The 26,618-nt window shown below is 42.0% G+C and carries 21 protein-coding genes and 1 riboswitch; of the genes, 17 read left to right on the top strand and 4 right to left on the bottom strand.

The window, feature by feature from the left end:
* Nucleotides 1-23: 23 nt before the first annotated feature.
* From P6709_RS07205 to P6709_RS07245, 9 genes are all read left to right on the top strand, one after another.
* Nucleotides 24-650 (top strand): DUF624 domain-containing protein, encoded by a 627-nt coding sequence (locus P6709_RS07205; RefSeq protein ID WP_278240220.1) that lies wholly within the window; start codon nt 24-26, stop codon nt 648-650.
* 211 nt (nt 651-861) lie between these two features.
* Nucleotides 862-2,196 carry an ABC transporter substrate-binding protein gene (locus P6709_RS07210; RefSeq protein ID WP_278240221.1) on the top strand — a complete coding sequence of 445 codons (1,335 nt, stop codon included), beginning with the start codon at nt 862-864 and terminating at the stop codon, nt 2,194-2,196.
* Between the two features lie 143 nt (nt 2,197-2,339).
* On the top strand, nt 2,340-3,215 hold the full coding sequence (locus P6709_RS07215; protein WP_278240222.1) for a carbohydrate ABC transporter permease: 876 nt from the start codon (nt 2,340-2,342) through the stop codon (nt 3,213-3,215).
* Between the two features lie 2 nt (nt 3,216-3,217).
* Entirely contained in the window at nt 3,218-4,051 is an 834-nt protein-coding gene (locus P6709_RS07220; RefSeq protein ID WP_278240223.1) for a carbohydrate ABC transporter permease, read from the top strand.
* Nucleotides 4,052-4,076: 25 nt separating this feature from the next.
* Nucleotides 4,077-5,021: a glycoside hydrolase family 113 gene (locus P6709_RS07225; RefSeq protein ID WP_278240224.1), complete on the top strand. Its 945-nt coding sequence runs from the start codon at nt 4,077-4,079 to the stop codon at nt 5,019-5,021.
* A 270-nt stretch (nt 5,022-5,291) separates the two neighbouring features.
* The gene (locus P6709_RS07230) at nt 5,292-7,769 is read left to right on the top strand and encodes a beta-mannosidase (RefSeq protein ID WP_278240225.1); all 2,478 of its coding nucleotides are present in this window, start codon (nt 5,292-5,294) and stop codon (nt 7,767-7,769) included.
* 330 nt (nt 7,770-8,099) lie between these two features.
* Entirely contained in the window at nt 8,100-8,699 is a 600-nt protein-coding gene (locus P6709_RS07235) for an SGNH/GDSL hydrolase family protein (RefSeq protein WP_278240226.1), read from the top strand.
* A 36-nt stretch (nt 8,700-8,735) separates the two neighbouring features.
* A complete protein-coding gene (locus P6709_RS07240) occupies nt 8,736-9,827 on the top strand; it encodes a Gfo/Idh/MocA family protein (RefSeq protein ID WP_278240227.1) in 1,092 nt (363 codons plus the stop codon).
* Between the two features lie 56 nt (nt 9,828-9,883).
* The gene (locus P6709_RS07245; RefSeq protein ID WP_278240228.1) at nt 9,884-10,786 is read left to right on the top strand and encodes an ROK family protein; all 903 of its coding nucleotides are present in this window, start codon (nt 9,884-9,886) and stop codon (nt 10,784-10,786) included.
* A gap of 77 nt (nt 10,787-10,863) precedes the next feature.
* Here the strand turns inward: P6709_RS07245 and P6709_RS07250 are convergent, their stop codons facing one another.
* Entirely contained in the window at nt 10,864-11,328 is a 465-nt protein-coding gene (locus P6709_RS07250; RefSeq protein WP_278240229.1) for a hypothetical protein, read from the bottom strand.
* A 220-nt stretch (nt 11,329-11,548) separates the two neighbouring features.
* Here P6709_RS07250 and P6709_RS07255 point away from each other — a divergent pair, with 220 nt between their 5' ends.
* Nucleotides 11,549-13,990, top strand: coding sequence for a cell wall-binding repeat-containing protein (locus P6709_RS07255; RefSeq protein ID WP_278240230.1), 2,442 nt, complete (start codon nt 11,549-11,551; stop codon nt 13,988-13,990).
* A gap of 59 nt (nt 13,991-14,049) precedes the next feature.
* Here the strand turns inward: P6709_RS07255 and P6709_RS07260 are convergent, their stop codons facing one another.
* The 3 genes from P6709_RS07260 to P6709_RS07270 all read right to left on the bottom strand — a co-directional run bounded on the left by P6709_RS07260 (nt 14,050) and on the right by P6709_RS07270 (nt 18,131).
* Nucleotides 14,050-15,492, bottom strand: coding sequence for a glycoside hydrolase family 32 protein (locus P6709_RS07260; protein ID WP_278240231.1), 1,443 nt, complete (start codon nt 15,490-15,492; stop codon nt 14,050-14,052).
* 62 nt (nt 15,493-15,554) lie between these two features.
* Nucleotides 15,555-16,952 carry a sucrose-specific PTS transporter subunit IIBC gene (locus P6709_RS07265; protein WP_278240232.1) on the bottom strand — a complete coding sequence of 466 codons (1,398 nt, stop codon included), beginning with the start codon at nt 16,950-16,952 and terminating at the stop codon, nt 15,555-15,557.
* 192 nt (nt 16,953-17,144) lie between these two features.
* Nucleotides 17,145-18,131 (bottom strand): LacI family DNA-binding transcriptional regulator, encoded by a 987-nt coding sequence (locus P6709_RS07270; RefSeq protein ID WP_278240233.1) that lies wholly within the window; start codon nt 18,129-18,131, stop codon nt 17,145-17,147.
* A gap of 203 nt (nt 18,132-18,334) precedes the next feature.
* Between P6709_RS07270 and P6709_RS07275 the strand changes: the two genes are divergently transcribed.
* The 7 genes from P6709_RS07275 to P6709_RS07305 all read left to right on the top strand — a co-directional run bounded on the left by P6709_RS07275 (nt 18,335) and on the right by P6709_RS07305 (nt 26,397).
* Nucleotides 18,335-19,474 (top strand): glycerate kinase, encoded by a 1,140-nt coding sequence (locus tag P6709_RS07275; protein ID WP_278240234.1) that lies wholly within the window; start codon nt 18,335-18,337, stop codon nt 19,472-19,474.
* Between the two features lie 190 nt (nt 19,475-19,664).
* Complete coding sequence (locus P6709_RS07280) at nt 19,665-21,605, top strand: bifunctional metallophosphatase/5'-nucleotidase (protein ID WP_278240235.1); 1,941 nt, start codon at nt 19,665-19,667, stop codon at nt 21,603-21,605.
* Nucleotides 21,606-21,778: 173 nt separating this feature from the next.
* A riboswitch (cyclic di-GMP riboswitch) is annotated at nt 21,779-21,864 on the top strand.
* Nucleotides 21,865-22,344: 480 nt separating this feature from the next.
* Nucleotides 22,345-22,887, top strand: coding sequence for a VanZ family protein (locus P6709_RS07285; protein ID WP_278240236.1), 543 nt, complete (start codon nt 22,345-22,347; stop codon nt 22,885-22,887).
* 116 nt (nt 22,888-23,003) lie between these two features.
* Nucleotides 23,004-23,975 carry a DPM/DPG synthase family glycosyltransferase gene (locus P6709_RS07290; protein WP_278240237.1) on the top strand — a complete coding sequence of 324 codons (972 nt, stop codon included), beginning with the start codon at nt 23,004-23,006 and terminating at the stop codon, nt 23,973-23,975.
* 5 nt (nt 23,976-23,980) lie between these two features.
* Nucleotides 23,981-25,726, top strand: a complete 1,746-nt coding sequence (locus tag P6709_RS07295) for a DUF6020 family protein (protein WP_278240238.1) — start codon at nt 23,981-23,983, stop codon at nt 25,724-25,726.
* Nucleotides 25,719-26,066, top strand: coding sequence for an EamA family transporter (locus tag P6709_RS07300; RefSeq protein ID WP_278240239.1), 348 nt, complete (start codon nt 25,719-25,721; stop codon nt 26,064-26,066). The genes P6709_RS07295 and P6709_RS07300 overlap by 8 nt, the downstream gene beginning before the upstream one ends.
* Nucleotides 26,053-26,397 (top strand): EamA family transporter, encoded by a 345-nt coding sequence (locus P6709_RS07305; protein ID WP_278240240.1) that lies wholly within the window; start codon nt 26,053-26,055, stop codon nt 26,395-26,397. The genes P6709_RS07300 and P6709_RS07305 overlap by 14 nt, the downstream gene beginning before the upstream one ends.
* The last annotated feature ends 221 nt before the right edge of the window (nt 26,398-26,618 follow it).

Genomic DNA, 26,618 nt, shown 5'->3' on the forward strand with positions numbered 1-26,618 from the left:
GTGTAAGCGAGGGGGAGGCAAGTGTGAAGCAAAATCAAATCATTGCCTTTGTTCAATGGCTTTACAGAGGCATTATGCTAAGTCTGCACTTTTGGATTGCACTGCTTAGAGGAGCAGTCATCTACAGCCTCGTGCCGGCAATGGGTGCACTGTTTGCTTCAACGGCGGCCATGCTTGAAAAGAAAGAGGATGAAGAGGTTCGAAGATCTTTTTGGTCAACATATCGTTCGCTGAAAAGTCACAAAGGTCTTTCTTTTTTCTTTTCTTTAACCTTTATTTTGATTGTTACACTGTTATTTTATCTAAATAGAGAATCCGGATCATTTGCTCTTCTGTCTACTATTATAGTATTTTACTTACTTGGTGTTGCGCTGCTTTTGCTTGTTTATTCTGCAGCCGTACTGACATTTTCTAACCCGCCAGGACAAAGAGTATGGATCTACAGCTTTGTGTTAGCCTTCAGAAACCTCCCTCGATCCATTCTTCTTCTTTTGCTAGTTTGGATTTTGACTGCTCTTTTAATGTTTAACATGGTTCTTTTTATTGTACTTGCTCCATTTGCAGCCGGTCTAAGCACACAGCTTTTGATTAGCGGCGTCGTTAAGGGGCAGTTCCAGCCTGCACATAAACAGGCGGCTGCTGGAAAATAAGCGTCTCTTTTTTATTAATGGAAGCCTTAAAGGGTTTCCTTTTTTTTATGCATCAGTACAATGCAGCTCTCTCTAAAAATCTAGTGATCTTAAATAGTTAGAAAATAGGTAATTTTTAAAAATCCAATTGACAAGAAAGCGGTTTCATTATAAAGTGGAATAGTAATATTAACTTAAACGATAACTTAATAAAAGGGGAAGGGGTAATTACATGAATGTTAAGAAGTTTCTGATGGCCGGTTCGATGCTTACGTTAGCTCTTGCAGGGTGTTCTGGAAGTGATGAAGAAAATGGCGGAGGGAGTACAGAAGCAGATACCAGCTGGCAGGAAATGGATCCTGAAGAGATCGAAGGTGAAATCACCGTCATTACGCAGCGTACGGATATTGTAGATACTGTTTTTCAGGATTATGAAAAAGAGTTTCAAAAAACCTATCCAAATGTTGAGGTGAACTTTGAAGCACTAACGGATTATGGCGGAGAAATTATGCCCCGAATGAATACTGACCAGTATGGGGATGTTCTGCTTATTCCGGTACAGGTTCCGATCGAAGAAATTCCGAGGTATTTTGAACCGCTTGGTGAGCTATCAGAAATGGAAGAGCAATATCGCGGGGTGGAGGAAAGAGCAGTTGACGGTACGGTATACGGCATTCCAATTGCGGTTTCCTACACGGGAGTCATCTATAACAATTCCGTTTTTGAAGAGGCTGGAGTAACGGAGCTCCCACAGACTCCTGATGAATTTTTAACAGCATTGGACAGGGTTAAGCAAAATACAGATGCCATTCCTTTGTATACGAACTATGCGGCTGGCTGGCCGTTGACTCAATGGCAGGGAGCTCTTCCAACAGTGGCCGGAGATACAGCTTACTATAATCAAACCATGCCGCATGAAAAAGATCCTTTCTCTCCCGGTAAGCCTCATTACGAGCTTTACAAGGTCATGTACGATGCAGCTGAGCAGGGGCTGATCGAAGGAGATCCTCTGACCACGGACTGGGAAGCATCAAAAGTGATGATGAACAATGGAGAAATCGCCACTATGGTTTTGGGATCATGGGCGCTTGAGCAAATACAGGGGGCAGGGGAAAATGCCGAAGATATTGCCATGATGCCATTTCCGACTAATGCAGATGAAGTATTTTTCCCGCTGGGTGCTGACTTAAATATTGGAGTAAATAAAAATAGTGAAAATAAAGAAGCAGCGCTCGCCTGGGTGGATTGGTACATCAATGATTCGGGCTATGCTGTGGAGCAGGCTGGCGGCATCAGTGCTTCTTATGAGGTTGAACTTCCGGAAGATCTGGCAGCACTTGAAGAGCAGGGAATTCAGTTTCTTCTTCAGGATCCAGCAAAAGAGGGAGAAGAAGGACTTTTAGATGAAGTAGACAAAGAATCAGAAGTTGGGCTTTGGCTGGAAGACCGCAAGAAAGTCTTAATTGAAGCGGCGATCGGCAATCGGGATGAAACATTCGATGAACTGATGGAACAGTGGAATGAAGATTGGAATGCAGCAGTTGATGAGGTAGCTGCAAACCAATAAATAAAAGAGATAAAAAGCGGGAAGAAAGTGTAGATCCTTGCACTTTCTTTTCTGTTTATCATGATGTTTTCAACATTGAGCATTCTGCCGTTAATACCAGGCATTCATCATATGTCTTTACTTGGTTTGGGGAGGGGTAAGCCATGTTTCGTTTTTCAAAATTATCATATAGCGCACAGCGGAGGGTAGTCATCTTTTCGTTTTCCTTAATTCCTGTAGTCCTGCTTCTGACTTTTTCTTACTTGCCGGTATTTAATATGTTTCAATACAGCTTTACTGATTGGGACGGCTTTAGTGAAATGGAATTTGTGGGAATTGAAAATTATATTACGATTTTTACCAATCCTGAGTATTTTTCTGTTTTTAAAGTAAGTCTATATTATTTCGTGGCCACCTTCTTTCAAATGGGCATTGCGCTCTATTTCGCTACCATTTTAAGTTACCAGGTGCGATTTAAAAATTTCTTTAAAGGGGTTCTCTTTTTTCCATTTCTGCTCAATGGGGTAGCGATTGGATTTATGTTTTTACTATTTTTCCGACCAGAAGGGACACTTGACACTATCCTGCACGCCCTGGGATTAAGTGAATACATAAAGCTGTGGCTTGGCAACCCGGATATTATCAATATATCGCTCGCGGGAACTTCAATTTGGAGATATATGGGCTTTAATTTCTTAATCTTCCTTGGGGCAATTTCGTCCATTGATAAAGAGATTTACGAAGCTGCTGAAATAGATGGGGCGAATAAATGGCATCAATTCAGGTACATCATTCTGCCGGGGATTAAAATGATAGTTTCATTAAACCTCATTCTTGCGATCAGCGGTGCCTTAAGTGCTTTTGAAATTCCGTATATTATGACAGGTGGTTCAAACGGGAGCGAAACGTTCGTCATTCAAACAGTAGATACCGCATTTAAATATGGAAAAATAGGTCTGGGATCCGGGATGGCGGTTGTCCTTTTGCTGATCGTCATCGTGGTTACAGTTATGCAGCGTAAGCTCGTTAAGGAGGATTGAATATGAATGCACTGAAAAAAACATTGGGTGCTGTTGTGAAATACGGTTCACTCATAATCGGGGCTGTCGTAGCGATTATCCCGATCATCGCGATCTTCTTTGCCTCGTTTAAAACAAGTGGAGAATATACAACTACTGGTCCTTTGACGCCGCCTGAGGACTGGACGTTCATTGAAAACTATATACGCGCATTTACGGAAGGGAATATGTTGACGGGTTTTTTGAATATCCTGATTATACTGTTTGCAGCGATTATCGGTTCTACGTTGACAGGATCTATGGTTGCCTTTGTTTTAAACCGGTTTGATTTCAGGGGAAGCAAGATTCTCATCGGTGCTTTTTTGCTTGCGACATTAATCCCAGCTGTGACCACTCAGGTAGCGACATTTCAAATTATCGAGGGGCTTGGTGCCTTCAATACAAGGTGGGCAGCCATTCTGCTTTATCTTGGCACAGATATCATTGCAGTTTATATTTTCCTGCAATTTATGCAGTCGATATCTGTTTCTCTGGATGAATCCGCCATGCTTGATGGGGCTTCCTATGTTGATATCTACACCCGGATTATCCTGCCTCTCCTAAAGCCTGCGATTGTAACGGTAATTATCGTAAAAGGGGTCAATGTTTATAATGATTTTTACACCCCTTTCCTGTATATGCCAAAAAGTGACCTGCATGTTATTTCCACAGCCCTATTTAAATTCAAGGGACCTTATGGTTCTGAATGGGAAGTCATCTGCGCCGGTGTCATGATTGCGATCATCCCAACTTTGATTGCCTTCTTGGCTCTGCAAAAATACATTTACAACGGGCTTACACAGGGTTCGGTTAAATAATTTGTTTTAGGAGGTTCATATAAAGATGGATTTTATAAAAGGATTTACATTTGGCTGGGACAGCAGCAAAGGCGACTTTAGAAAAGAGGAAGCAAAAGAGTCCCTTAGGCTGATGAAAGAGCGGACAGGCAGTGAAACTGTCATCCTTTCACTTGCTGCCCTCCAAGATACGGCCCATTCTACAGAAATTGATTTTAACGGCCCTCATATGGTAGAGGATGAAGAGTTGGTCGAGATGATTCAGTATGCAAGAACACTTGATTTGAAGGTCATCTTAAAGCCTACAGTCAATACGAGAGAAGGCACATGGCGAGCACATATTAATTTTTTTGATCTCGAGGTTCCATGCGAACCAAAATGGTCAGATTGGTTTGCAAGCTACACAGATTATCAGCTGCATTACGCGAAAATAGCCCAAAAAACAAAGTGTGAAATGCTGATTATCGGATGTGAAATGGTCCAGACGGAGCGGAGGGAAAACGAATGGCGTGCACTGATCGGTGAGATTCGAAAGGTTTACGGAGGACCGATCACTTATAATACTGATAAATATCAGGAAGCTAATGTGAGCTGGTGGGATGCAGTCGATGTGATTTCTTCAAGTGGCTATTACCCTATTACAGATTGGGATCGACAGCTTGATAGGATTGAAAAGATTATTAAACCCTATGATAAACCTTTTTTCTTTGCTGAGGCCGGTTGCCCAAGCAGGACGGGTTCGAGTATGATACCCAACGACTGGGAATTCCCGGGTGGAGTAGATTTAAAAGAACAAGCCGATTTTTACCGCGTTATGTTTGAAAAAACAAAAGATAGAGAATGGGTGCAGGGGTTCGGCCTGTGGGACTGGAACTGCCTTCTTCATAAGGAGGAGGACGCAGAGCAGGATCGGGGGTATGGAGTATATGGCAAGCCTGCGGAAAAAATAATAAAGGATTTTTACTCACCTGCTGCCGTTGCGAAAAGATAACTATTAAGCGCTTGAGACAATCGTCAGCTGCAATTAACAGTAGCAGTATACTAATTGCTCAAGCGCTTTTCTATTTTCTGCGTCAGTGATAAATAAACGAGAAAAGGTCCAAACTTTAGCTGCTTTCCATTTATTCTAATTAATTATTTGTGTTTAATAATATAATAAAGAGCTAATCGATAACTTAATTCATTCTTTGTGACATAGACTTGTTTATTCTCCGTTAATACATGTTAGGAATCTAAGCTTTAAGTGAAGGAGTAGGTTTACATGCAAATCAAGTTAAATGGTTCTTGGGAAATGAAAACGAAGGGTGAAGAAAAAATCATTGAAGCTGTCGTACCTGGCTCTGTAATGAATGATTTACTGCAGGCGAAACAAATAGATGATCCATTTTTTCGGGATCATGAAGACCAGGCATATGATATAGCTGCGAAGGATTATGTATATAGCATGAAGTTTACAGTATCCAGCGACTTACTGGGGTATGATCGGGTGCTGGTAAGATTTGAGGGATTGGACACGCTTACAGAAATTCACTTAAACGGGTATGAAGTAGCTCAAACAGATAATATGCATCGAATCTACGAATTCGATGTTAAAGATTTTCTGGTGGAAGGACAAAATACCCTGCGTGTAACACTTTTCTCACCTATTCAATTTATAGCTGAAAAACACGCACAGCAGCCTCTTAATGGAGTGGAACATGCGATTGAAGGCTATCAATCTATTCGGAAAGCTCACAGCATGTTCGGCTGGGACTGGGGGCCGAAGATACCAGATCAGGGGATTTGGCGGGACGTTTCGCTCTTGGGTTTTAATGAAGCACGGATTGAAGATGTTTATGTTCAACAACATCATTCATCATGCAGGGTGAAGCTTGATGTAAAAGTTTCAACGGAAAAATGGAAGAGTGGGGACATGGGTATGGAGGTTTCAATTCTTTCTCCTCAAGGAACAGTGTGGCATGAACATGTTAAGACTGACCAGACTCAAGAAACCATTTCTTTTACAATTGAGAATCCGGATTTATGGTGGCCAAATGGCTATGGCAATCAGCCACTTTATCGCGTAAAAACAGAGCTGAAAAAGGATGGAAGGACTGTCGATGCAAAGGAAATGACGATTGGCCTGCGCACAATTGAAGTAAAGCATGAACCGGATCAATGGGGTGAATCCTTTGCTTTTAGGGTAAATGGTCTTTCCTTGTTTGCGATGGGGGCCAATTATATTCCCGAAGACAGCCTGCTTCCGCGGACAAATGCTAAGCGGACAGAAAAGCTGATCCGGGACTGTACGGAAGCAAATTTTAATATGATCAGAGTCTGGGGCGGAGGTCATTATCCGGATGATTATTTTTACGACTTATGCGACCAATACGGCTTGATTGTCTGGCAGGATTTTATGTTTGCCTGCAGTGTATATGATATAACGAAGGAGTTTGAACACACAATAAAGTGGGAAGCCGTTGATACGATAAAACGAATCCGGCATCACGCAAGCCTCGGCATGTGGTGTGGAAATAATGAAGTGGAGGAAGCGTGGGAGCACTGGGGATGGCCGGAGAGATCCAAATACAGGAGTCATTATATTAAATTATTTGAAGGGCTGCTGCCTGATCTAGTTGAACAGCTTGATCCCCAGACGTTTTACTGGTCCTCCTCGCCTTCTTCAGGAGGCAGCTTTGATCAGCCTAAAAACCCTGATGTTGGGGATGTTCATTATTGGGAAGTGTGGCACGGATTAAAGCCTTTTACCGAGTATCGAAAGTATCATTTCAGATTTTGCTCAGAATTTGGTTTTCAGTCCTTTCCATCACTTAAAACAGTCAAAACATATACGTTGCCTGAGGATCGAAATGTTTTTTCGTATGTTATGGAAAAGCATCAGAAAAATGACGGGGCAAACGGAAAAATACTTTCGTATTTAGCGGATACGTTTTTGTACCCGAAAGACTTTGATTTCCTGCTGTATACGTCCCAATTACTGCAGGGAGAAGCAATCAAATATGGGGTGGAGCACTGGAGAAGAAATAGAGGGAGATGCATGGGATCACTTTATTGGCAGCTGAACGACTGCTGGCCTGTGGCTTCCTGGTCAAGCGTGGATTACTATGGAAGGTGGAAGGCACTTCATTATTTTGCTAAAAGGTTTTACGCTCCTGTTCTGCTTTCGTTGAAGGAGGAGGGGACTGGTGTTGAACTGCATGTAACGAATGATACCCTTCAGGATGTAACAGCTGAAATTGAATGGAAGCTGCGCACAAATAGTTCTGAAATTCTGAAACAAGGAAAAATGAAAAAAGACATTCCTTCTCTATCCGCTGTTATGTGCGAAGCGCTATCCTTTGCAGGCGAACTTGAAAAGAAAGCTAAAACAAGGGAGACCTATCTTGAAGCCGTGTTATTCCTTGATGGAAAACAAACTGCGTCTTCAACCGTGTTATTTACTAAGCCCAAGCATTTTGCTTTTCTTGACCCGGGGCTCAAATTTTCAGTTGAAGAAAAAGAGGATCACCTTCACCTAATAGTTTCTTCTTCTGCATTTGCCAAATACACGGAGCTTGATTTAAATGATGCAGACTGCACTTTCAGCGATAACTATTTTGACATTTCAGCGGGAAGTCCTGTCTTCCTCACTGTACAAAAAGACAGCTTGAGTATTCCACTCAGTCTAGAACAATTTAAAAACCAGCTGAAAATTCGCAGTATATACGATAGCGCTCAACGATCCATGATCGAAGCATAAAGGGAGGGCACTTTCAATGAATGAAGATGTACGCATGCAATTTACCCGAGTGAGTATTTATGTAAATTAAAAATATAACGTGCAGGCTGTGATGCCAAGTTCATGCTTATTTTCATGTATGTGAGATGGGCTTCAGTGTATAGAGTTTACACTCGCATTAGCTGGATCCTGTGGTTGAATTTTATTTGTTAACCCTCAGGAAATCATTCATATATATATTGCATAAATAGAACGCTTTCATAAAAATGGATTAATCGAATGGTTGTTGATACGCAGGAGCCCCCTATTCATGCTACGATAAATGAATAGAAACGAGTAAGGAGGAAGAAGATGACAAAAACACTTTTATTCATTGGAGACAGTATTACAGAATGCGGGAGATTTGAAGATCCGGAGCATATTGGCAACGGGTATGTAAAATTTCTGCATGATGAGATTAAGTCGCAAAAGCCGGACTGGACCGTTTTAAACCGGGGTGTATCAGGCGACAAAGTATGGGATCTTGAAAAAAGATGGGAAGAAGATGTACTTGCTCATGACCCGGATGTGCTGTCGGTTTCCATTGGTGTGAACGATGTCTGGCATCAGCTTGATCATCCGAAAGATCAGCAGGTTACACCGGACGAGTTTGAACAGGTGTACCGAAAGCTGTTGAGCCAGCTTTCTCCGAGTACGATGCTTGTGTTAATGGAGCCGACGATTATTGAAGAGGATCCGCTGTCAAAAGGAAATCAGGAACTGTCTGTTTATGCGGAAATTGTCAGGCTTTTAGCAGAGGAGCACCGCGCTTTTTATGTGCCGACGTATGCTGCTTTTATGGAAGCGCTGGCAAAAGGAAATCATGCCCCATTAACAACAGATGGTGTACATATGACAGATGCAGGCAACCGGTTAATGGCTGCTGTGTGGAAGGCGAACGTAAATCTTTAAGTTTGGCAAAAAATGTGAGCGAAAGGGCTGAGAGAAATGGTGAAAAAGATTAAGGTCGGGATTATTGGATGTGGGGGGATTGCCAATGCCAAACATTTGCCGTCCCTGTCAAAATTAAAACAGGTGGAGATCGCTGCTTTTTGTGATATTGAAAAAGAAAAAGCTCAAGAGTCTGCCTCTAAATACGGAACTCAGGAAGCAAAGGTTTATGAAGATTATAAAGAACTGCTCAATGATTCTTCTCTTGATGTCATTCATGTGTGTACACCGAACAGTTCACATGCAGAAATCTCCATTGCGGCACTAGAATCAGACAAGCATGTGATGTGTGAAAAACCGATGGCTAAAACCTCTGAGGAAGCAAAAGCGATGGTTGAAGCAGCCAAACGGACAGGCAAAAAGCTGACGATCGGCTACAATAACCGCTACCGACAGGACAGCCGCTATTTAAAGCAGCTATGTGAAAAAGGAGACCTTGGTGATATTTATTTTGCTAAAGCTCATGCAATCCGCAGAAGAGCCGTTCCCACTTGGGGTGTATTTTTAGATGAAGAAAAACAAGGCGGCGGACCTTTAATTGATATCGGCACACACGCGCTGGATTTGACGCTTTGGATGATGAATAACTATAAGCCAAAAGCAGTACTCGGTACGACATATCACAAGCTTGGCCAAAAGAAAAACGCCGCTAATTTATTTGGTTCATGGGATCCTGAAAAATTCACAGTAGAAGATTCAGCGTTTGGCTTTATTACAATGGAGAACGGAGCCACCATTTCACTTGAATCCAGCTGGGCGTTAAATACACTGGATGTGGATGAAGCAAAATGCTCGCTAAGCGGCACAGAAGGCGGAGCAGATATGAAGGACGGACTGCGCTTAAACGGTGAAAATCTCAGCCAGCTGTACACCACTAAAGTGGATTTAAATGATGGCAATATTGCTTTTTACGACGGAGAGCAGGAAAGCGAAGCGGATCTTGAAGCCCGGTTGTGGATCGAATGCATCCAGCAGGATACTCAGCCAGTGGTTAAGCCGGAGGAAGCATTTGTTGTCACCCAGGTGCTTGAGGCGTTATATGAGTCTGCAAAAACAGGCAGAGCTGTTTATCTTGACGGTGAGAAGTAAGAGAGCAGGAAAACGAATATAAGAGATAGCAAGTTTAATAGGTAAAGGAGTAATAGATGATGCGGACAGCAGGAGTGGATCTCGGGGGAACCCGTGTGAGAGTGGGTGTACTAGATGGAGAAAAGCTGCTTCATTGGGAAGAGCAGGACTCTGAAGTTTTAAGAGGGCCTGATCATACCCTATCCATTATTATCACCATGCTTGAGCGGGCCCAGGAAAAAATGCCGTTTGAGCGAATTGGGATTTGTGCTCCGGGCCCGCTGGATTATAAGCTGGGTGTCTTACTTGACCCGCCGAATCTCCCGGCCTGGGGGCTTGTGCCGATTACAGATGTGATTCAGGAGTATTTTTCGCTCCCGGTCCGTCTTTTGAATGATGCCAATGCTGCTGCTCTTTCCGAAGCTGCAAGCGGTGCAGGGATGGGGTATGAGAGTGTATGGTTTACAACGGTTTCAACAGGTGTCGGAAGCGGCTATGTGAATAGCGGCCTGCTCATTCAAGGGGCAAAGGGATGTGCAGGGGAAATCGGAAATATGATTATTGTTCCTGAGGGCCGCCTTCAATCGAATTTAAATCCCGGTGCTTTGGAATCCTATGTGAGCGGAACCGCCATCTCTGCCATCAGCAAAGAACGGTTCGGCTGGCAGAACGGAGCAAGAGAAGCGATCGAGCGCGCCATTGCTGGTGAAAAAGATGCGGCAGAGCTGATTGATGAAACCATGGATCATCTTTCCATTGCCATTGCAAATATCGTTCATACAGTGAACCCCGCAATCTTTGTATTTGGCGGCGGAGTGATGACACATCATGACTACCTGCTCCCTATTCTCGCAGAAAAAACCAATGCGCGGGTGTATGAAAGCTTAAAGCATTCCTTTGATTTTGCTTATGCAGTCCACGGCAATGAAGCGGGTGTATTAGGCGCAGCTGTTTATGTCAGGGAGTTGACTCTGCCCTGACAGTCCTTTTAGAAATCCGAAAAGACCGATCATGAGGCCATCCGCCCCAGATCGGTCTTTTTGGTGTCCTTTAAACGTTAGTTGTAATCCCAGAGAATCCGCCATTCCCCATGTTCCTCTGCTACATATACCTCCTGTATAAAGCTGAACTTCCCGTACTTTCCTTTATACGTTTGAAACACAATAAATTTATGTGCTTTTACAACCGGAGGAAGATCCTTTGCCATCTTCCAGTCCTCTATTTCTTCCGCTTCTTCGATGGTGAATTGAAAAGTGTCCGCGCCGAAATGATTAATAAACACATGCGCCCGATCCTGCATAAACGCACCCTTATTCCATCGATCCTTCATAAATGAATGAAGCAATTCCCACGAATCAGTAAAATCCCCTTTTTGTTCATGCTCATAAAATTCCTCCACGACTGCTTTCGTCCGGTATTCATCTGTAAAGAAACGAAAAATGAAGGAGAAAAATAAAATGATTAAAAGCACCGCACCTATCATCAACAAAAGGAATTTATTCTTAGCCTGTCGTCTGCTCATGATGTCCTCCTTTTGGTAAAGGGATGGGACCTTACTGTATTTAAGATATGAAATAAGTAAAATTTTAGTCTATCACCGGTAACATCTTTCACCGGGGCTAAATGTTTTGATCATGTAAAGATATATAGAAAGAAAGAAGAAATTATCCATATCTATATGTCTTTATACATAAATAGTTTATTATAGAATATAAGATCAAAAGAAGAAATGAGGGGCTTATTTGAAACCACTAAAGGTACTTTCCTCCTTTGTGTTAGCGGCAGCCATCGCGGCACCGTTGTCCAAGCAGCCAGTCGAAGGGGCTGAACCAGGGAAAGGCGACACGGTAATTATACATAATGAATCTGGAAATTATAAAGACACCCAATCTACCGGTGCATTTTCAATGAAGCAGGCAAGTGAGAATATGACAAAGCATGAATCACTTTCTCAGGAGGCCTATAAAATGGACCTTCATCTTGATTTTGAACCATCAAAAAAAGAAGCTCCCCAGTTTAATAAGCAGTCGATGAAAAGTAAGGCTTATGCAGTTGGGGATAAACAAAATTTTTGGGTAATTGACGCTTCTACATATTCAACGGGAGATTATCAGCTAAATGCAGAATTAAAACATATAGGTCAACGCGGGGAAATATGGGTGCATAACAATGAAATTTCTGCTGCCCAGGCAAAGGAAATCAGCGATGAATTTGATCAGGAGATTTATCCTCTTGTCACGGATCATTTTGCAGGAGAATCAGATGTTGACCGCAACGGAAAGGTTTCTATTCTAATCTATGATATTAAAGATGGGTTTGCCGGTTTTGGCGGCTACATAGGAGGCTATTTTTATAATCGTGACCTTTACGCTTCAACGTATTCCAATAATCAGGAGATCTTTTACATTGATACCTATCCTTCGATGGGCTGGGTTAAAGGCTCGTACGATGTCAGCAAAGCATTTTCAACCATCGCGCATGAATTTCAGCATATGGTGAACTACAATCAAAATGTGCTCGTCGAAAAAGGTCCTGAAATGGAGGATTGGATGAATGAAGCACTCTCGATGGCTGCTGAGCATATGTACAAGGGGCCGCTGAAAAGCCGCGTAAATTATTATGAAGCATCTGAATCCATTGCAAACGGACATTCACTCCTAAATTGGGGACAAAATGGAGATGTTCTTTCTAATTATTCCTTATCGTATTTGTTCGGACAGTATCTGCGTATTCAGGCAGGGCAGGGAGATGACATTTACAAGGAGCTTCTTGAAAGTGAAAAGTCAACCAGTGAGGCGCTTGAAGATGTGATCCAGACGCATATTGATCAAAAGAAAACAACGGGTCAGTTTTTGACTGATTTCCGCCAGGCGCTTTTTGTCAATGATGAAAGCGGGTTGTACGGGTTCAACGGGGAACCTGTCCTTTCAAAAATCGTCAGTCCTTTATATGAAGGGTCACTTCCGCATAAATTAGCAGGTGGAGGGGCAATTTCTGTACCGGTCGGAAATGCTGCAGATTTTAAAGTCCCTTCTTCTAAAGGAAAATCGATCCAGTATCGGGTCATTGACGTGACACCCCCGGCCCGTCCGAAAGTGGAAGGGGCTAATCGAATGTCAGGCTCCATTTCCGGAACGGCTGAAGCAGGAAGCAGGATCACGATTAAAGCCGGCAGCAGCGTTCTTGGTGAAGGACAGACTTCAGGTGACGGTACGTTTACCTTATCAATTGACCCTCAAAAAACAGGAACGGTTTTAAGTGTTACGGCTGTGGACAAAGCAGGAAATAAAAGTTCTTCCGCCAATCTGACAATCAGTTCAAAAACGGATCGTATCGGCGGAGTGGATCGCTATGAAACAGCGGTTAAGATCTCGAAAGACGGCTGGAAAACAGCTGATACGGTCCTACTGGCAACAGGAAACGATTTTCCGGATGCCTTGGCCGGCGGGCCTCTTGCCTATCAGGAGAATGCTCCTATTCTATTGACAAGATCCTCTTCTCTTCATTCTAAATCAGAAAAAGAAATTGACCGCCTAAAAGCTAAGAAGGTAATGATTCTTGGAGGAACCGGTGTGGTTTCGGCTGATGTGGAAGCGAAATTAAAACAAAAGGGTCTTTCCGTAGAGCGGATCGGGGGAAAAACCCGCTACGAAACTGCTGCTAATATTGCAAAGAAATTGACGTCTCAAAAAGCCATTATAGCAGGTGGCTCTGCGTTTCCAGATGCACTTGCTGTATCGTCGTATGCCTCACGAAACGGTATACCGATTTTACTGACAAGAAAAAATTCTGTACCTAAAGAAACGGAAGCTGCTGCGTCTGGTATAACTGAATCAATCGTTGTAGGAAGCACAGGCGTTGTAAGCGATGAGACAATGGAGCAGTTCCCTAACCCAACCCGCTATGGCGGAAAAACGCGCTACGACACTGCTTTTGAAATCAGCCAGCATTTGAAAATGGGCACAACAAATGCCTATGCGGCAACTGGTCAGGATTTCCCTGATGTACTTGCAGGCTCCGCTCTAGCGGCTAAAAGAGATGCGGGCATTCTGCTGGTAAAGAAACATACAATCCCTGAAGCTACGAAAAATCTTCTTGCACGCTATGAGGCTTTTAGCATTTTCGGTAGTGCCGGAGTGGTGGGAGAAGAAGTGAAATCAGAATTGGATAAACGTATAAACTAGATAGATGAAAAAGAGGTTCAAAGCGGGTTATGCCCATCTTTGAACCTCTTTTCGTATCACTATTCGGGATGATTCATGTAGGAGACAGTATTGTCTTTAAGCCTCCAGATCGCCATGTCAACCTTTCCATCAGACTCAATAAAGAGCGAATGGTTTTCAGGATCAGCAAACATTCTTGAAGTAAAAACGGCTTCTCCATCGTTAGCAAAAATCTCAAGCGAGGAGTGATCAATATAGAGCTGAAGACTGTAAAGAGCACCGGAAAGAATACAGCTCCTTCTTTCAGGCCTGCCATCTGCAACATTCGGTCTTTCAAGGGTTAAAAGGCTTTGTTTTTCGTCATAGGTGAGCGTCATATTGTCAAACAAACAGAGCTTTTTCACCATTCCTTTTAATTGAATTTCAGAGGTCCGGGCGATAGAGCCTTTATACTGAATGTCTATCGGACCATTAAAGACATTTTCTGCTCGCAGCTCGTTAAGTTCAGGCAGCGGGAGCTGATGCAGACGGCCGTTGACCAGGCGAAGCTCTCTTGGCAGCGTCATCTGGTGGACCCAGCCGTTTTCAATGGTGGGCTGTTCAAACTCCTGCTGATCCGGCACACCCATCCAGCCAAATAAAATACGGCGTCCTTTTTCATCCTCTGTCGTTTGCGGAGCATAAAATTCAAAGCCCCGGTCGATTTCCTCAAAAGTTCCATGGTCAAAGGAAGCCTGTGGGTAATCCAACTCACCCAATACATAACCGGACTGATACATATTGTTAAATTGAATGCCATCCGGTGAAAGTCCCTGAGGAGAAAACAGCAGCACATCTTTCCCGCTTAACGAGAAGATATCCGGACATTCCCACATATAGCCGAACTCTGAAAGGGGCGGTTTGTTAGCGTGGCTGATGGTTCCTCTATTGTTCCATTCTCTTAAATCAGTCGATTCAAAGAGTGCAACGGCACCCTTTTCCTCTTTCGTTTGTGCACCGATCACCATATACCACCGGCCGTTATGCTCCCACACTTTTGGATCGCGAAAATGGGGCGTGTATTCGTCAGGAAGTTCTACTTGAACCCCTTTTTTTGAAAACGAGAAGCCGTCTGTACTGTCAGCTAAGCATTGATAGCTTTCTCGATCACCGTTTTCGTCCTTCACATTCCCGGTATAAAAGAGCTTCAGCTTATCCTCATGAATAATGGCGCTTCCTGAATAGCATCCATTTTTGTCATACCAGTCACCGGGAGTCAGGGCAATCGGCTCTAACGTCCAGTCTGTTAAATTTTCTGAACTGAAGTGTCCCCAGAATTTAGCGCCGTGTCCCGTTTTAAATGGCATCCACTGAAAAAACAAATGATAAATCCCTTTCCATTGAATCCAGCCATTTGGATCATTGAGCAATCCAGTTGGAGGAGCTAAATGAAACCCTGGAAAATAAGGATCTTCTTGAACTCTCTCTATGTGATTCTCAACTTCTTCATACGCTTGTTTTGTAAGTGCTTTGTTAAGATTCATCAACCACAGCTCCTTATAATAAAAGAAGACCCAGAAAGTGCTCCAGGTCTCTTTTAAGTTTATTATTTTTTATCCAGCATTTTATCTGAGAAGCCGAATAGGTAGGTCAGTGCAAAGCCGACTCCAATTGCGACTGCATTTACAAGTAAATAACCAAAGATCTGTTCATTTAAGTATAACAGCGTTCCCGGGATAACAGTAATGGCCATGCCCGTACCCTGCAGATTAAGAATAGAGGCAAGAAAACCAGCCGCCGCTCCGCCGATCAAGCCCATGATAAATGGCTTCATATAACGAAGATTGACACCGAAAATAGCAGGCTCTGTGATCCCTAGAAAGGCTGAGAGCGCAGAAGGGAAAGCAAGTGCTTTCAGCTTTTTCGAGCTTGTTTTTACGGCTACTGCAAGTGCAGCTCCACCTTGTGCTGCAATCGCTCCTGTAATAATCGGGTTAAATGGATTAAAGCCCAGATTCTCAAGCAGCTGAATTTCAAGAAAGTTAAAGATATGGTGGATCCCAGTAATAACAATGATTTGATGAGTAGCACCAATGATCAGACCGCTCAAGCCGAATGGCAGGTCAAGAAGGAAAAGCATTGCTTCAAAAATCCCGTTTTCAGCAGCATGAAGAATCGGTCCGATAATAAATAGTGATAACGCAATCATGATCAGCAAAACAAGAAAAGGAGTTAAAATTAAATCAAGTGCTTCCGGAATTCGTTTCCGCAGCGCTTTTTCAAGTTTCGCTCCAACAAAACCGGCAAAAAACGCGGGAAGGACGGATCCCTGATAGCCAATGATCGGGATAAAATCAAAGAAATAGAGTGGTTCAGCTGCTCCTTCTGCAACAGCCCAGGCATTTGGCAGGGCAGGTGAAACGAGCATGAGCCCGAGCACGAGACCGATAATCGGGGTGCCGCCAAAGACTCTAAACGCTGACCAGGCTACGAGTGCCGGCAGGAAAATAAAGGCTGTATCCGTCAATACCTCTGTGAATAGGATTAAATTTTCCGGAATGCTGTCAGGTGTGAGACCAAACCAGCCCAGAACGGCTTCCTGCAATAGCAGACCGCGAAGTCCCATGAAAAGACCGGTTGCCACAAGAACAGGGATGATCGGGACAAACACATCTCCAAATACTCGAATTGCCCGCTGAAAAGCTGTTCCCTGCTTAGCGGATTCATTTTTTATATCCGCCTTTGTGCTGCCTGTAATGCCAAGGGCTTCAATTGCTTCAAACACCCGGTTTACAGTACCTGTTCCGAAGATGATCTGATACTGTCCGGAGTTGTAAAACGCCCCTTTTACTTTTTCTATATTTTCAATTGCCTCTGTATCTACTTTTTCACGGTCGTGCACCATCACTCGTAAGCGGGTGGCACAGTGTGCAATCGACTGAATGTTTTCCTCGCCGCCGATCGCCTCAATGACTTGCTTTGCAATATCTGAATATGCAGCCATCCTAATTCCTCCTCTTATACTAAATATGTGATCGATTCCACATCTGTTATAAAAGCTTAAGTTCATAATGAATGTTCCAGATATGTGATCGATTCCATAACGAACAAATAAAAAATGTAAGCGTTTGTAACGATCTGTAAAAAATAAAAGGAACATGTGTGGAATCGATTACATGTCCTTTAATGATTAGTACTATACACTATCTCTTTTAATCAGTCTATAGGTTTGTGTAAATTTTTCTTTGTCCTTTTTTTGAATCATTTGAGCAAGCAAATGCCTGGCTGCCTTTTCACCTGCTTCTTTATTAAAATAGTCCACAGTTGTTAAAGATGGCGTTAAATATTTTGACATGGTGGAAGCACCTATACCTGCAACTGCCATATCTTTTGGTATCGAAAAGCCTTGTTCGCGTAAATATTCCATAGCGCCGATCGCCATCCGGTCTGTTACCGCGAAAATGGCTGACGGCAAGTCAGTTCCGCTATTCTTTATGATTTTTTTGGTGCATTCATACCCCGATTCAATACTGAAGTCTCCTTCTTCAATCCATTCCTCTTTAATCGGAAGGTTGAATTTTGCTAACGTATCCAGATAGCCCATTTTTCGCTGCCTGCCTACTGAAGGATCTTCTTCTCCAACTCCTATAAAAGCTATTTTAGTATGCTGATGGGTGATGAGCAAATTGGTCACGTCGGAAGCTGCGTGGTAGTCATCATACAAAATAGAGGTAACACCCGGCAGGTCCTGGCCAATTGAAATGAAAGGAAGGTCCGCTGCTGTGATCGCTTTAATTAAATCGGCATTAATGTTGGTGGCAAGTAAAATAATCCCGTCTACATGCCGGCTTTTCAATAGGCGGATATATTCAATTTCTTTTTCTTTTTGCAGCTCGGTATCGGTTAATAGAATTTGGAAGTTCTCTTTTGCCACTACCTCATTAATCCCACTGACAACACGACTCGCTGTTTCTGTGCTGATTTTTGGGAGAATAACGCCGATTACACCGGATTTTTTTGTACGCAATGATTTTGCAGAAAGACTGGGCGTGTACCCGGTTTCCTCCACGATTTTCATAATTCTCTTGCGTACATCCTCGCTTACATAGCCATTATTAAACACCCTGGAAACTGTCGTACGGGACACGTTCGCCATTTTCGCTATATCATTAATGGTTGTCATTGAAACGCCTCCCAACCTTATTCTATCCTTATTTTAGGGCAGTTTTCTTCTTCTGTCCACGAAGGGGGAGATTGAAAGGCAGAATAAAGGAGTTTTGTCCTCTTTTCAAGAAGATAGTATATGGATCGTTTAACAGGGCAGGATCGTGCAGAAGAACATGAGACGGGATACTGCTCGAAAAAAATAAGCAGGCAGGTGGAAAAATGAAAATCGTATGTGCACCCGATTCTTTTAAAGAAAGCATGTCAGCTTATGAAGTTTGCCTCTCAATAGAAAAGGGCTTTAAAAAGGTGTTCCCAGAGGCAGAATATGTCTTGCTGCCTATCGCCGATGGAGGAGAAGGAACCGTTCACTCGATCAAAGCAGCCACTGGCGGGGAGATCCTTATGGTGAACGTCACTGGTCCCCTGGGTGAGCCGGTCAAGGCTTTTTATGGACTGACAGGCGACAGAAAAACAGCAGTTATTGAAATGGCAGCTGCATCCGGTCTTCACCTGGTCCCGGCAGAAAGACGAAACCCTTTGAACACGACTACCAGGGGGACCGGTGAGCTGATTAAACATGCACTCGATCAGGGAGTTGAAACCATCGTACTAGGACTCGGCGGGTCAGCTACCAATGATGGAGGCGCAGGGATGGCCCAGGCGCTTGGAGTAAAATTATTCGATAGATCCGGGCAGGAACTTTCTCCAGGAGGGGCAGCGTTAAACCGTTTAGCAAGCATTGACACCTCAGCTCTTGATCCAAGGCTTAAGCAGGTAAAAATAAAAGCTGCCTGCGATGTAACGAACCCCTTAACCGGTCCGCATGGTGCTTCAACTGTTTTCGGACCTCAAAAAGGAGCAGATGAGGCTATGGTTGCCCAGCTGGACCAATCTTTAGAGCACTATGCCATGGTACTTGAAAAAGAGCTGAATAAGAAGGTGGACAGGGTAGAAGGAGCAGGGGCAGCAGGAGGCTTCGGCGCAGGAATTATTGCATTTTTAGACGGTAAACTGACGAGCGGAATTGATCTTGTGCTGGACGTCATTCAATTTGATGAAAAAGTCCATGATGCAGACCTTGTGATTACGGGTGAAGGGAGAATGGATCGACAAACGATACAAGGCAAAGCGCCTGTGGGTGTAGCAAAAAGAGCAAAAATTTGTGGTACTGTAAAGGTAATTGCGTTGGCTGGCAGCCTGGGCGAAGGATATGAAGCTGTTTATGACTACGGCATCGACGCGGCATTCAGTATAGTAAATGGGGCATTCTCCCTGCAGGATGCTTTAAAAAATGGAGAAGAGAATGTGGAGACAACGGCTGAAAATCTGGCTAGATTATGGGCATCAGCTCAAACATAACCTGTTCTATAAGCAATTTACTGACTTTAATTACTCTCTTTATTTATGTCCCGGGAAATATCTGTCGAAGGAAGGAATTTTTTTATTGTGAATATTTATAAAAATTTTACAAATAAAGAGTTGTTTCAGTCCTTGCACAAGCTATATGATAAAGAAGTAATAGTATTAGTAAAAATAGGGAGGGTTTAGTTTGAAAGCTGGATGTAAAGCTTTTTTAGTACTTTTGTTAGCGTTCTCAATTTCGTTTTCAGCATTTACAGGTTCGTCGGATGCTTTATCTGACAAAGCACCTGGCAAAGATGAAAAGATCACAGGAATGGTCTTCTTGAAGGAACTCGTTACTACCCTTGGAATTGACCTGCAAACACCTGAAGAATTGCCTTTTGATGATGTTTCAGCCGCAGATGAACCGTACATAGATGCTGCGATCCGAGTTGGCATTCTTGATGAAAAAATGATTGAAGAATTTGGTCCTAACGAAAAAATTACGAAAGAACAAGCCTATGTATTTTTAGTCCGCTCTTTAAATCTTCGAGACTATTATTCTGTCAGACATTTATTTTCATACAAAGACTTCCGGGCTATTAAGCCTGCTTACATTAAGGAAATGTCTGCAGCTGCAGCCCTTGGCTTAATTGAAACACATAAGAGAAACACAATACAGCCGAAGAAACCTTTAACATCTAATGAATTGGCCGATTTGATGGAAACCTTTGATTCGTCATTTGAGATGATGCCTATTATCCATACAAATGACTTTCACGGTCGCATTTTGCATAATGAAGAGCTAGGTGAAATGGGTCTTGCAAAAGTAGCTCAAATTGTAGACGATGTTAGAGACCACGATCCTGGTGCTTTCTTATTTGATATGGGGGATACCCTGCACGGCACGGCAGTCGTGAATAATTTTAATGGCGAGCCGGCAATTGAAGCTATGAATGAGATAGGTTTTGATGCAATGGTTCCAGGAAACCATGATTTTAATTACGGCAACGAATATTTGCTTGAAGCTGCTGAAGAAATGAATTTCCCGCTCGTTTCCGGAAATATTCTTAAAAATGGAGATCCATATTTGGATGAGTATATTGTGTTGGAGCGCGACGGTAAAAAATTCGGTGTGATCGGTATGACTGCAACAGACACAGCCGTAAAAACCAGCCCGAAAAATTTAGAAGGCATCGTTTTTGAAGATGAATTAACCCGTACGCAGGAAATTGTTGATGCAATTGAGGATGAAGTGGATCATATCATTCTTCTCTCTCATTCCGGATTGGGAACGGATGAAATGATTGCTGATGAGGTAGAAGGAGTAGATCTTATCCTTGGCGGACACAGCCATGACACGATCGAAACTCCTGTGAAATACGATGAGGCATATATTACTCAAGCCTTCGAGTATGGGAAAGCACTTGGACATACGAATCTTGTATTCCATGAAGATGAATTGATAGGAGTAAACGGATTTCTTTATCGCGACAATCCTTCAGTAGAAGGAAAATCAGACATTAACGACATCATACAGCCTTATAAGGATGAGGTTGACGAGTTATTAAATGTTGTCATTGGCACAACAGATGTTAAGCTTGAAGGCGACAGAAGGCTTGTACGAACTCAGGAAACAAATCTTGGGAACTTAATCGCAGATTCTATGAGAACGACACTTGGCAGTGATATTGCCTTCACCAATGGAGGAGGAATCCGTGCTAGCATCGAAGCAGGGGAGGTAACCCGCGGAGATGTCGAAGAAGTCCTTCCTTTTGTAAACACATTGGTTCAAATGAAGGTTGACGGCGCTGCGATCAAAGCAGCTCTTGAGCACTCAGTTCGTCTCGCGCCAGCTGAGAATGGAGGGTTTCTTCATATCTCAGGTATGAGCTTCACGTACGATCCGTCACTTGCTGCAGGATCTCGAGTGAAGGAAGTGCTGGTTGGAGAAGAACCTTTAGACGAAACGAAAGAATATACAGTAGCAACCAATGACTTCACCGCCATTGGGGGAGACGGCTACACCATGTTTGGCGAAGAATTTATCGAATACAACAGTGGTGAGCTATTAAGCGCAATTTTAATTGAAGCCATTTCTTCCGGACAGGAAATTCCGGAAGTAGAAGGTCGCATAATAGCAGAATAAGCTTTTCACTGGAGGCTGGGACAATTTTTTGTCCCAGCCTCTTTGTCTAATTCATATAGTAATATAATATTAGATAATGGTTATATATACCTAAACAATATACAAAATATATAATTTTGTTGATTTTTTTGTATAAAATGCTATTATATTTATAGAGAAAAGAATATTTTTATTACGATAAAAGGCAAACCAGCTGAAAAGCTGGGACTGCAAAGCTACAGATCTAAGGTAGGTTTACTAGGATGGCTGAGCCGCTGAAATACGATATTCTTGTATTTTAGGAGGAATAAAGTTGAAAGTAACTTGGATGAGTGAGTTCGTGACCCTATGAAGATAAAATATTGGTTTGATTGCAGATTTAAGAAAAAGCATCGATATAACTTTTATACGGACACCTGCATCGTCTGCGGCAAGAAAAAACCGGAGAGTTCCGGGCGCAAGCGCTGAATGGCTCCTATAGGAGACTGTTTTAAAAGTCGTGTAAGCGACCTTTAAGCAGTCTTCTTTTTTTACCTCTAAGCACAATTGATAAAAATAGAAATGAAGTGAGCTATTTGGAGTTTGCTGCTTACTCAATTAACTTAGTGTTTGAACTTTCAATTGAACAGGGACTGTTTGTTCATTTCATGGTATGATCGATATTTAAGCGAACTTTACTAGAGTGTATACATATAATAGAAAAAGAGTGTTAGTCTGATAGATTTAACAGCTTGGGGAGTTACAGAAAAGGGGAAATACATTGAGAAGCCACAGAAGAAAAACATATAAGAAAAAACGGTTGAGAGGTGCTTTACTGCGATTAATTCCTTTTATTCTTTTTTGCGGCGCTATATGGTATTCCTCCTCGCAAACCTATGAACAGCAATCGTTAATTCCGATTTTGGACCGGATCACATCAAAAGAGCTGTTTCGGGATCAACTCAACTGGATTGAATTCACGTATGCAGGGTCAGTTGTCAGTATTGATGCTAAAGGATATGCAGGATTTGTTGAGTTTTTCTTACGAAAAGGAGCTCATGTAGGTTTCTTTTTTATGATCGGTTTGTTTTTAAGTAGTTTTTTGCATTATGTATATTCTAGACTGCTTGTTTCCTCAGCGGCGACTTTTCTATTTCTGCTATTCTTTGCTTCTCTTGATGAATACCGTCAATATTTAACGGGTGGAAGAACACCGCTCATTCAAGACGTTTTGCTGGATATGGCGGGTGGAATTTTGGCTATAGTAGTATATTCTATCTATCGGTACAGAAAAAGTAAGGGAATACTAAAGAAATATGTATAAATTTAGACAAATTCACTGATAATATTTCCCTCTCTTTAATTAATATAGTAATATGTCTAGCAATATGGTACTATTTCTAGTGGTTATATTTTAAAAGAGCCATGGGAGGCATATAAGTGGAAATAGCTGTATTAATACCATGCTACAATGAAGAAAAGACAATTGGAGCAGTAATCGAAGATTTTAAGAAGGAACTTCCAGAAGCGAAAATTTATGTGTATGACAATAACTCGAAGGATAAAACCTCACAAATTGCCGAGGAGCATGGAGCTATCGTAAGGAAAGAATACCGTCAAGGCAAAGGCAATGTTGTTCGTTCAATGTTTCGAGACATTGATGCGGACTATTACGTAATGGTAGACGGAGACGACACGTATCCGGCTCAATACGTTCATGCACTTTTAGAACCGGTTATGAACGGAGAAGCCAATATGACGATTGGCGACCGTTTAACAAATGGTACGTATTTCAATGAAAATAAGCGTCAATTCCACGGTTTCGGAAATACACTAGTTAAAAAATTAATTAATTTCCTATATAAATCAGATATTAAAGATATCATGACAGGGTACCGGGCATTTGATAAATTCTTTGTTAAAGCAATGCCTGTTACGAGCCCGGGATTTGAGATCGAAACTGAAATGAGTATTCACGCACTTGATAAAAAATTTCTTATTAAAGAAGTTGAAATTGATTACCGCGACCGCCCTGAAGGAAGTGAATCAAAACTTAATACGATTTCGGACGGGATAAAAGTCTTAAGAATGATCTTTACATTGTTTAAAGATTATAAGCCGATGTTTTTCTTCTCGCTATGGTCACTTCTGTTTTTTCTTGGAGGATTGGCTGTGGGTATTCCCGTTATTGCAGAATACATTGATACAGCGTTTATAACGAGAGTTCCTTCGGCGATTCTGGCTGTTGGATTAATTGTCCTGTCATTTTTAGGACTGGCATGCGGGTTAATATTGGATACAGTCGCCTCTTCTTATAAAAAACAGTATGAGCAGGAGCTTAATCGGATACAGAATTCTATTTTGAGAGATGCACAAAAAAATGACGTGCTCTTGCAAAAAGCAGGACGATGACAGGAATGGAATATAGTAAAAAAAATCCTCTGGTATTCATACTAATTTCTTTGTTATCGATTTGGCTTGGCGGTTCCATTCTATTTTATTTTTATCCTATCAGAGACGTTAATCCCATAGTTATTTTAATGGTGATTGCAGCTGTCTGGATTACGATGTTTTATATGGTACGAAGTTTTCGGGATTTTTCCGGATTGTCAAAATGGAAAAAAGGAATGACTGGGTTGTTCCTGACATTATTCTCTTTCATCCTGCTTTTCAGTATTAGAGGGGAACAGCTGTATCTTGAAGACAACTCACTTATTAGTAAAGTCGGCGTTTACGCTGGAACGTATCTTACGATTTTACTAAGTACGGCAGCGATCATTTTATTGCTTTTATCCGTTAGAGGCATAGAGGGCCAACGAAAAACATCTAAAATGATGATCATTATTTACGGATTGCCCGCTTTGCTAAGCTGGTTGTTCTTTTGGATCGCTTTGTTTCCAGGAGGGATGACGCCTGATTCCTTGGCACAGTGGGGACAGGCTGAAACGCTTGAATTATCCAATTGGCATCCGGTGATCTATACACTTATGATTGCCGGTTTGACAGAATTATGGGACAGCCCGGGTGTCGTAACGCTTGCTCAAATTCTGATCTTATCATCAATTGTTGGATATGCAGGCTATAAAATGGAGCAATATAGTTTTCCAAAGTGGGCTGTGCTGCTATTCGCTGTTATAGCAGCCATTAGCCCATTAAATAGCATCTATTCCATTATGATTTGGAAAGATGTGCTTTACAGCTCGTTTTTACTGCTATTTACGATTCTGATATTCAATTTGGTTAAGACAAACGGGCATTGGATAAAAGGAAAAAAGCAATTTCTTTTCATCATTGCTGCTGCTATTTGTGCCTCTTTTTTCCGGCATAATGGCTTTCCGGTAGTGATGATCAGCTTATTTACTGCTCTTATTTTATACAGACATGCTTATAAGCAGATTGGTTCTGCTTTAGTTCTTATTGGTGTCATTTATTTAGTGATAACCAATCCGATTTATAATTATTATAACGTGAAACCTTCAGACCCCAATGAGGCGCTGAGTATACCTACTCAAATGATTGGCACAGTCATAGCGGGAGAAGGAAATCTTACAGAGGAACAGCTTGATTATTACAATCGTCTGCTTCCTCTGGACAGATGGAAGAATCAATTTAATCCCTATATTTCTGATCCAATTAAATTTTCAGGCGGATATGAAAGAAGTGTTATTTTTGATGATTGGGGTCTTTTCTTCTCAAATTGGAAGGATGTCGTCCTGCAAAATCCAGTCATGGCTGCAGGGGGATTTCTAAAACACACTTCCCTGGTCTGGCAAATAAACGAGCCTCCTGCTCCAGGATATACGGCAGCATATGTCACTAACGTTTACGATGGCAACAGATTTGGTTTGGAAAATAAAATTATCAGCACACGTGGTCAATACTATGCAAAAAGTTATTTGAATAAAACGAGGGAATATCTGGGCCACATTATCTGGAGACCCGCGGTATATCTATACTTAATTATTCTTTTTACTTTTGTGGCGTATTTAAGAAACAACTATTCTGTTTTATTAATTGCCCTGCCGGTTCTTTTAAATACGGCAGCGGTAATGGCTACTATGCCTGCTCAGGATTTTCGATACTTATTCTCATGCTCGTTAATTATGTATTTAGCTTTATTCTCCAGTTTTATGAAGTTTAATAAGGAGCCGAAGTATGAATAAAATTCTGCTTTCTTTTCAAGATAATAGAACGGGAATCTTGCTAATGCTTGCGGCTGCCCTTAGCACATCTTTAGGGCAGCTTTTATGGAAAGTTTCAGAGGGATCGATTAATTGGGCCCTTGCGGGGGGATTTGCTTTATATTTTTTAGGTGCGGTTTTTATGATGACCGCCTATCGTTTTGGCAGTCTTTCAGTTCTTCATCCATTTATGAGCGTAGGATATATATTTGCGATTTTCTTTGGATTTTTTTTCATAGGTGAGGTTATTACAGTGAATATGCTGCTCGGAACTTCACTTATTTTAGCGGGTGTTTTGTTAATAGGGGGTGGCGACCGTTAACATTCTCTTATTTTCATTACTCATTGTTATGACGCTGGCAGGCTCATTTGGAAGCTATTTCTTTAAACTTGCATCTGGATTGGATATGAAAAGCCAGTCAAAGGCTTTTTTGGGAAGATTGATCATCGGGGGCATATTGTATTTTAGCGGCGCTGTACTTAATATCGTTCTATTAATGTATTTGCCTTACACCATTGTTTTTCCGTTGACATCCATAACATATATCTGGACCTTTCTATTATCATTATGGCTTCTTAACGAAAAAGCTACATTTAGAAAAATTGCCGGTCTTACATTGATTCTCGCGGGTTCAGCATTGCTTGTATTATAGTAAAATCATAGTATCTGTTATCTCTATTTTTTAATTTAAAGATAACTAACATCTGACTACAATAGGGAATGTCTTATTATGTGCACGTAACGTGTATGTGATGACGGCATTCTCTTTTTTTGTTTTATAAACAGTTATAATAGCTTGTCTCGATAATAGCAGGTAACTTGAATGGTGAAGTACAATGTACAGAGGTTTTAACTAATCGTTAGTCAGAGAAG

The sequence above is a fragment of the Jeotgalibacillus sp. ET6 genome (assembly GCF_029667115.1).
GTDB lineage: Bacteria > Bacillota > Bacilli > Bacillales > Jeotgalibacillaceae > Jeotgalibacillus.

Bases quoted from the DNA above. Each gene is read 5' to 3' on its own strand.
- P6709_RS07210 (WP_278240221.1), top strand. From the start codon at position 862: ATGAATGTTAAGAAGTTTCTGATGGCCGGTTCGATGCTTACGTTAGCT.
- P6709_RS07215 (WP_278240222.1), top strand. From the start codon at position 2,340: ATGTTTCGTTTTTCAAAATTATCATATAGCGCACAGCGGAGGGTAGTC.
- P6709_RS07220 (WP_278240223.1), top strand. From the start codon at position 3,218: ATGAATGCACTGAAAAAAACATTGGGTGCTGTTGTGAAATACGGTTCA.
- P6709_RS07225 (WP_278240224.1), top strand. From the start codon at position 4,077: ATGGATTTTATAAAAGGATTTACATTTGGCTGGGACAGCAGCAAAGGC.
- P6709_RS07230 (WP_278240225.1), top strand. From the start codon at position 5,292: ATGCAAATCAAGTTAAATGGTTCTTGGGAAATGAAAACGAAGGGTGAA.
- P6709_RS07235 (WP_278240226.1), top strand. From the start codon at position 8,100: ATGACAAAAACACTTTTATTCATTGGAGACAGTATTACAGAATGCGGG.
- P6709_RS07240 (WP_278240227.1), top strand. From the start codon at position 8,736: ATGGTGAAAAAGATTAAGGTCGGGATTATTGGATGTGGGGGGATTGCC.
- P6709_RS07245 (WP_278240228.1), top strand. From the start codon at position 9,884: ATGATGCGGACAGCAGGAGTGGATCTCGGGGGAACCCGTGTGAGAGTG.
- P6709_RS07250 (WP_278240229.1), bottom strand. From the start codon at position 11,328: ATGAGCAGACGACAGGCTAAGAATAAATTCCTTTTGTTGATGATAGGT.
- P6709_RS07260 (WP_278240231.1), bottom strand. From the start codon at position 15,492: ATGAATCTTAACAAAGCACTTACAAAACAAGCGTATGAAGAAGTTGAG.
- P6709_RS07265 (WP_278240232.1), bottom strand. From the start codon at position 16,952: ATGGCTGCATATTCAGATATTGCAAAGCAAGTCATTGAGGCGATCGGC.
- P6709_RS07270 (WP_278240233.1), bottom strand. From the start codon at position 18,131: ATGACAACCATTAATGATATAGCGAAAATGGCGAACGTGTCCCGTACG.
- P6709_RS07275 (WP_278240234.1), top strand. From the start codon at position 18,335: ATGAAAATCGTATGTGCACCCGATTCTTTTAAAGAAAGCATGTCAGCT.
- P6709_RS07295 (WP_278240238.1), top strand. From the start codon at position 23,981: ATGGAATATAGTAAAAAAAATCCTCTGGTATTCATACTAATTTCTTTG.
- P6709_RS07300 (WP_278240239.1), top strand. From the start codon at position 25,719: ATGAATAAAATTCTGCTTTCTTTTCAAGATAATAGAACGGGAATCTTG.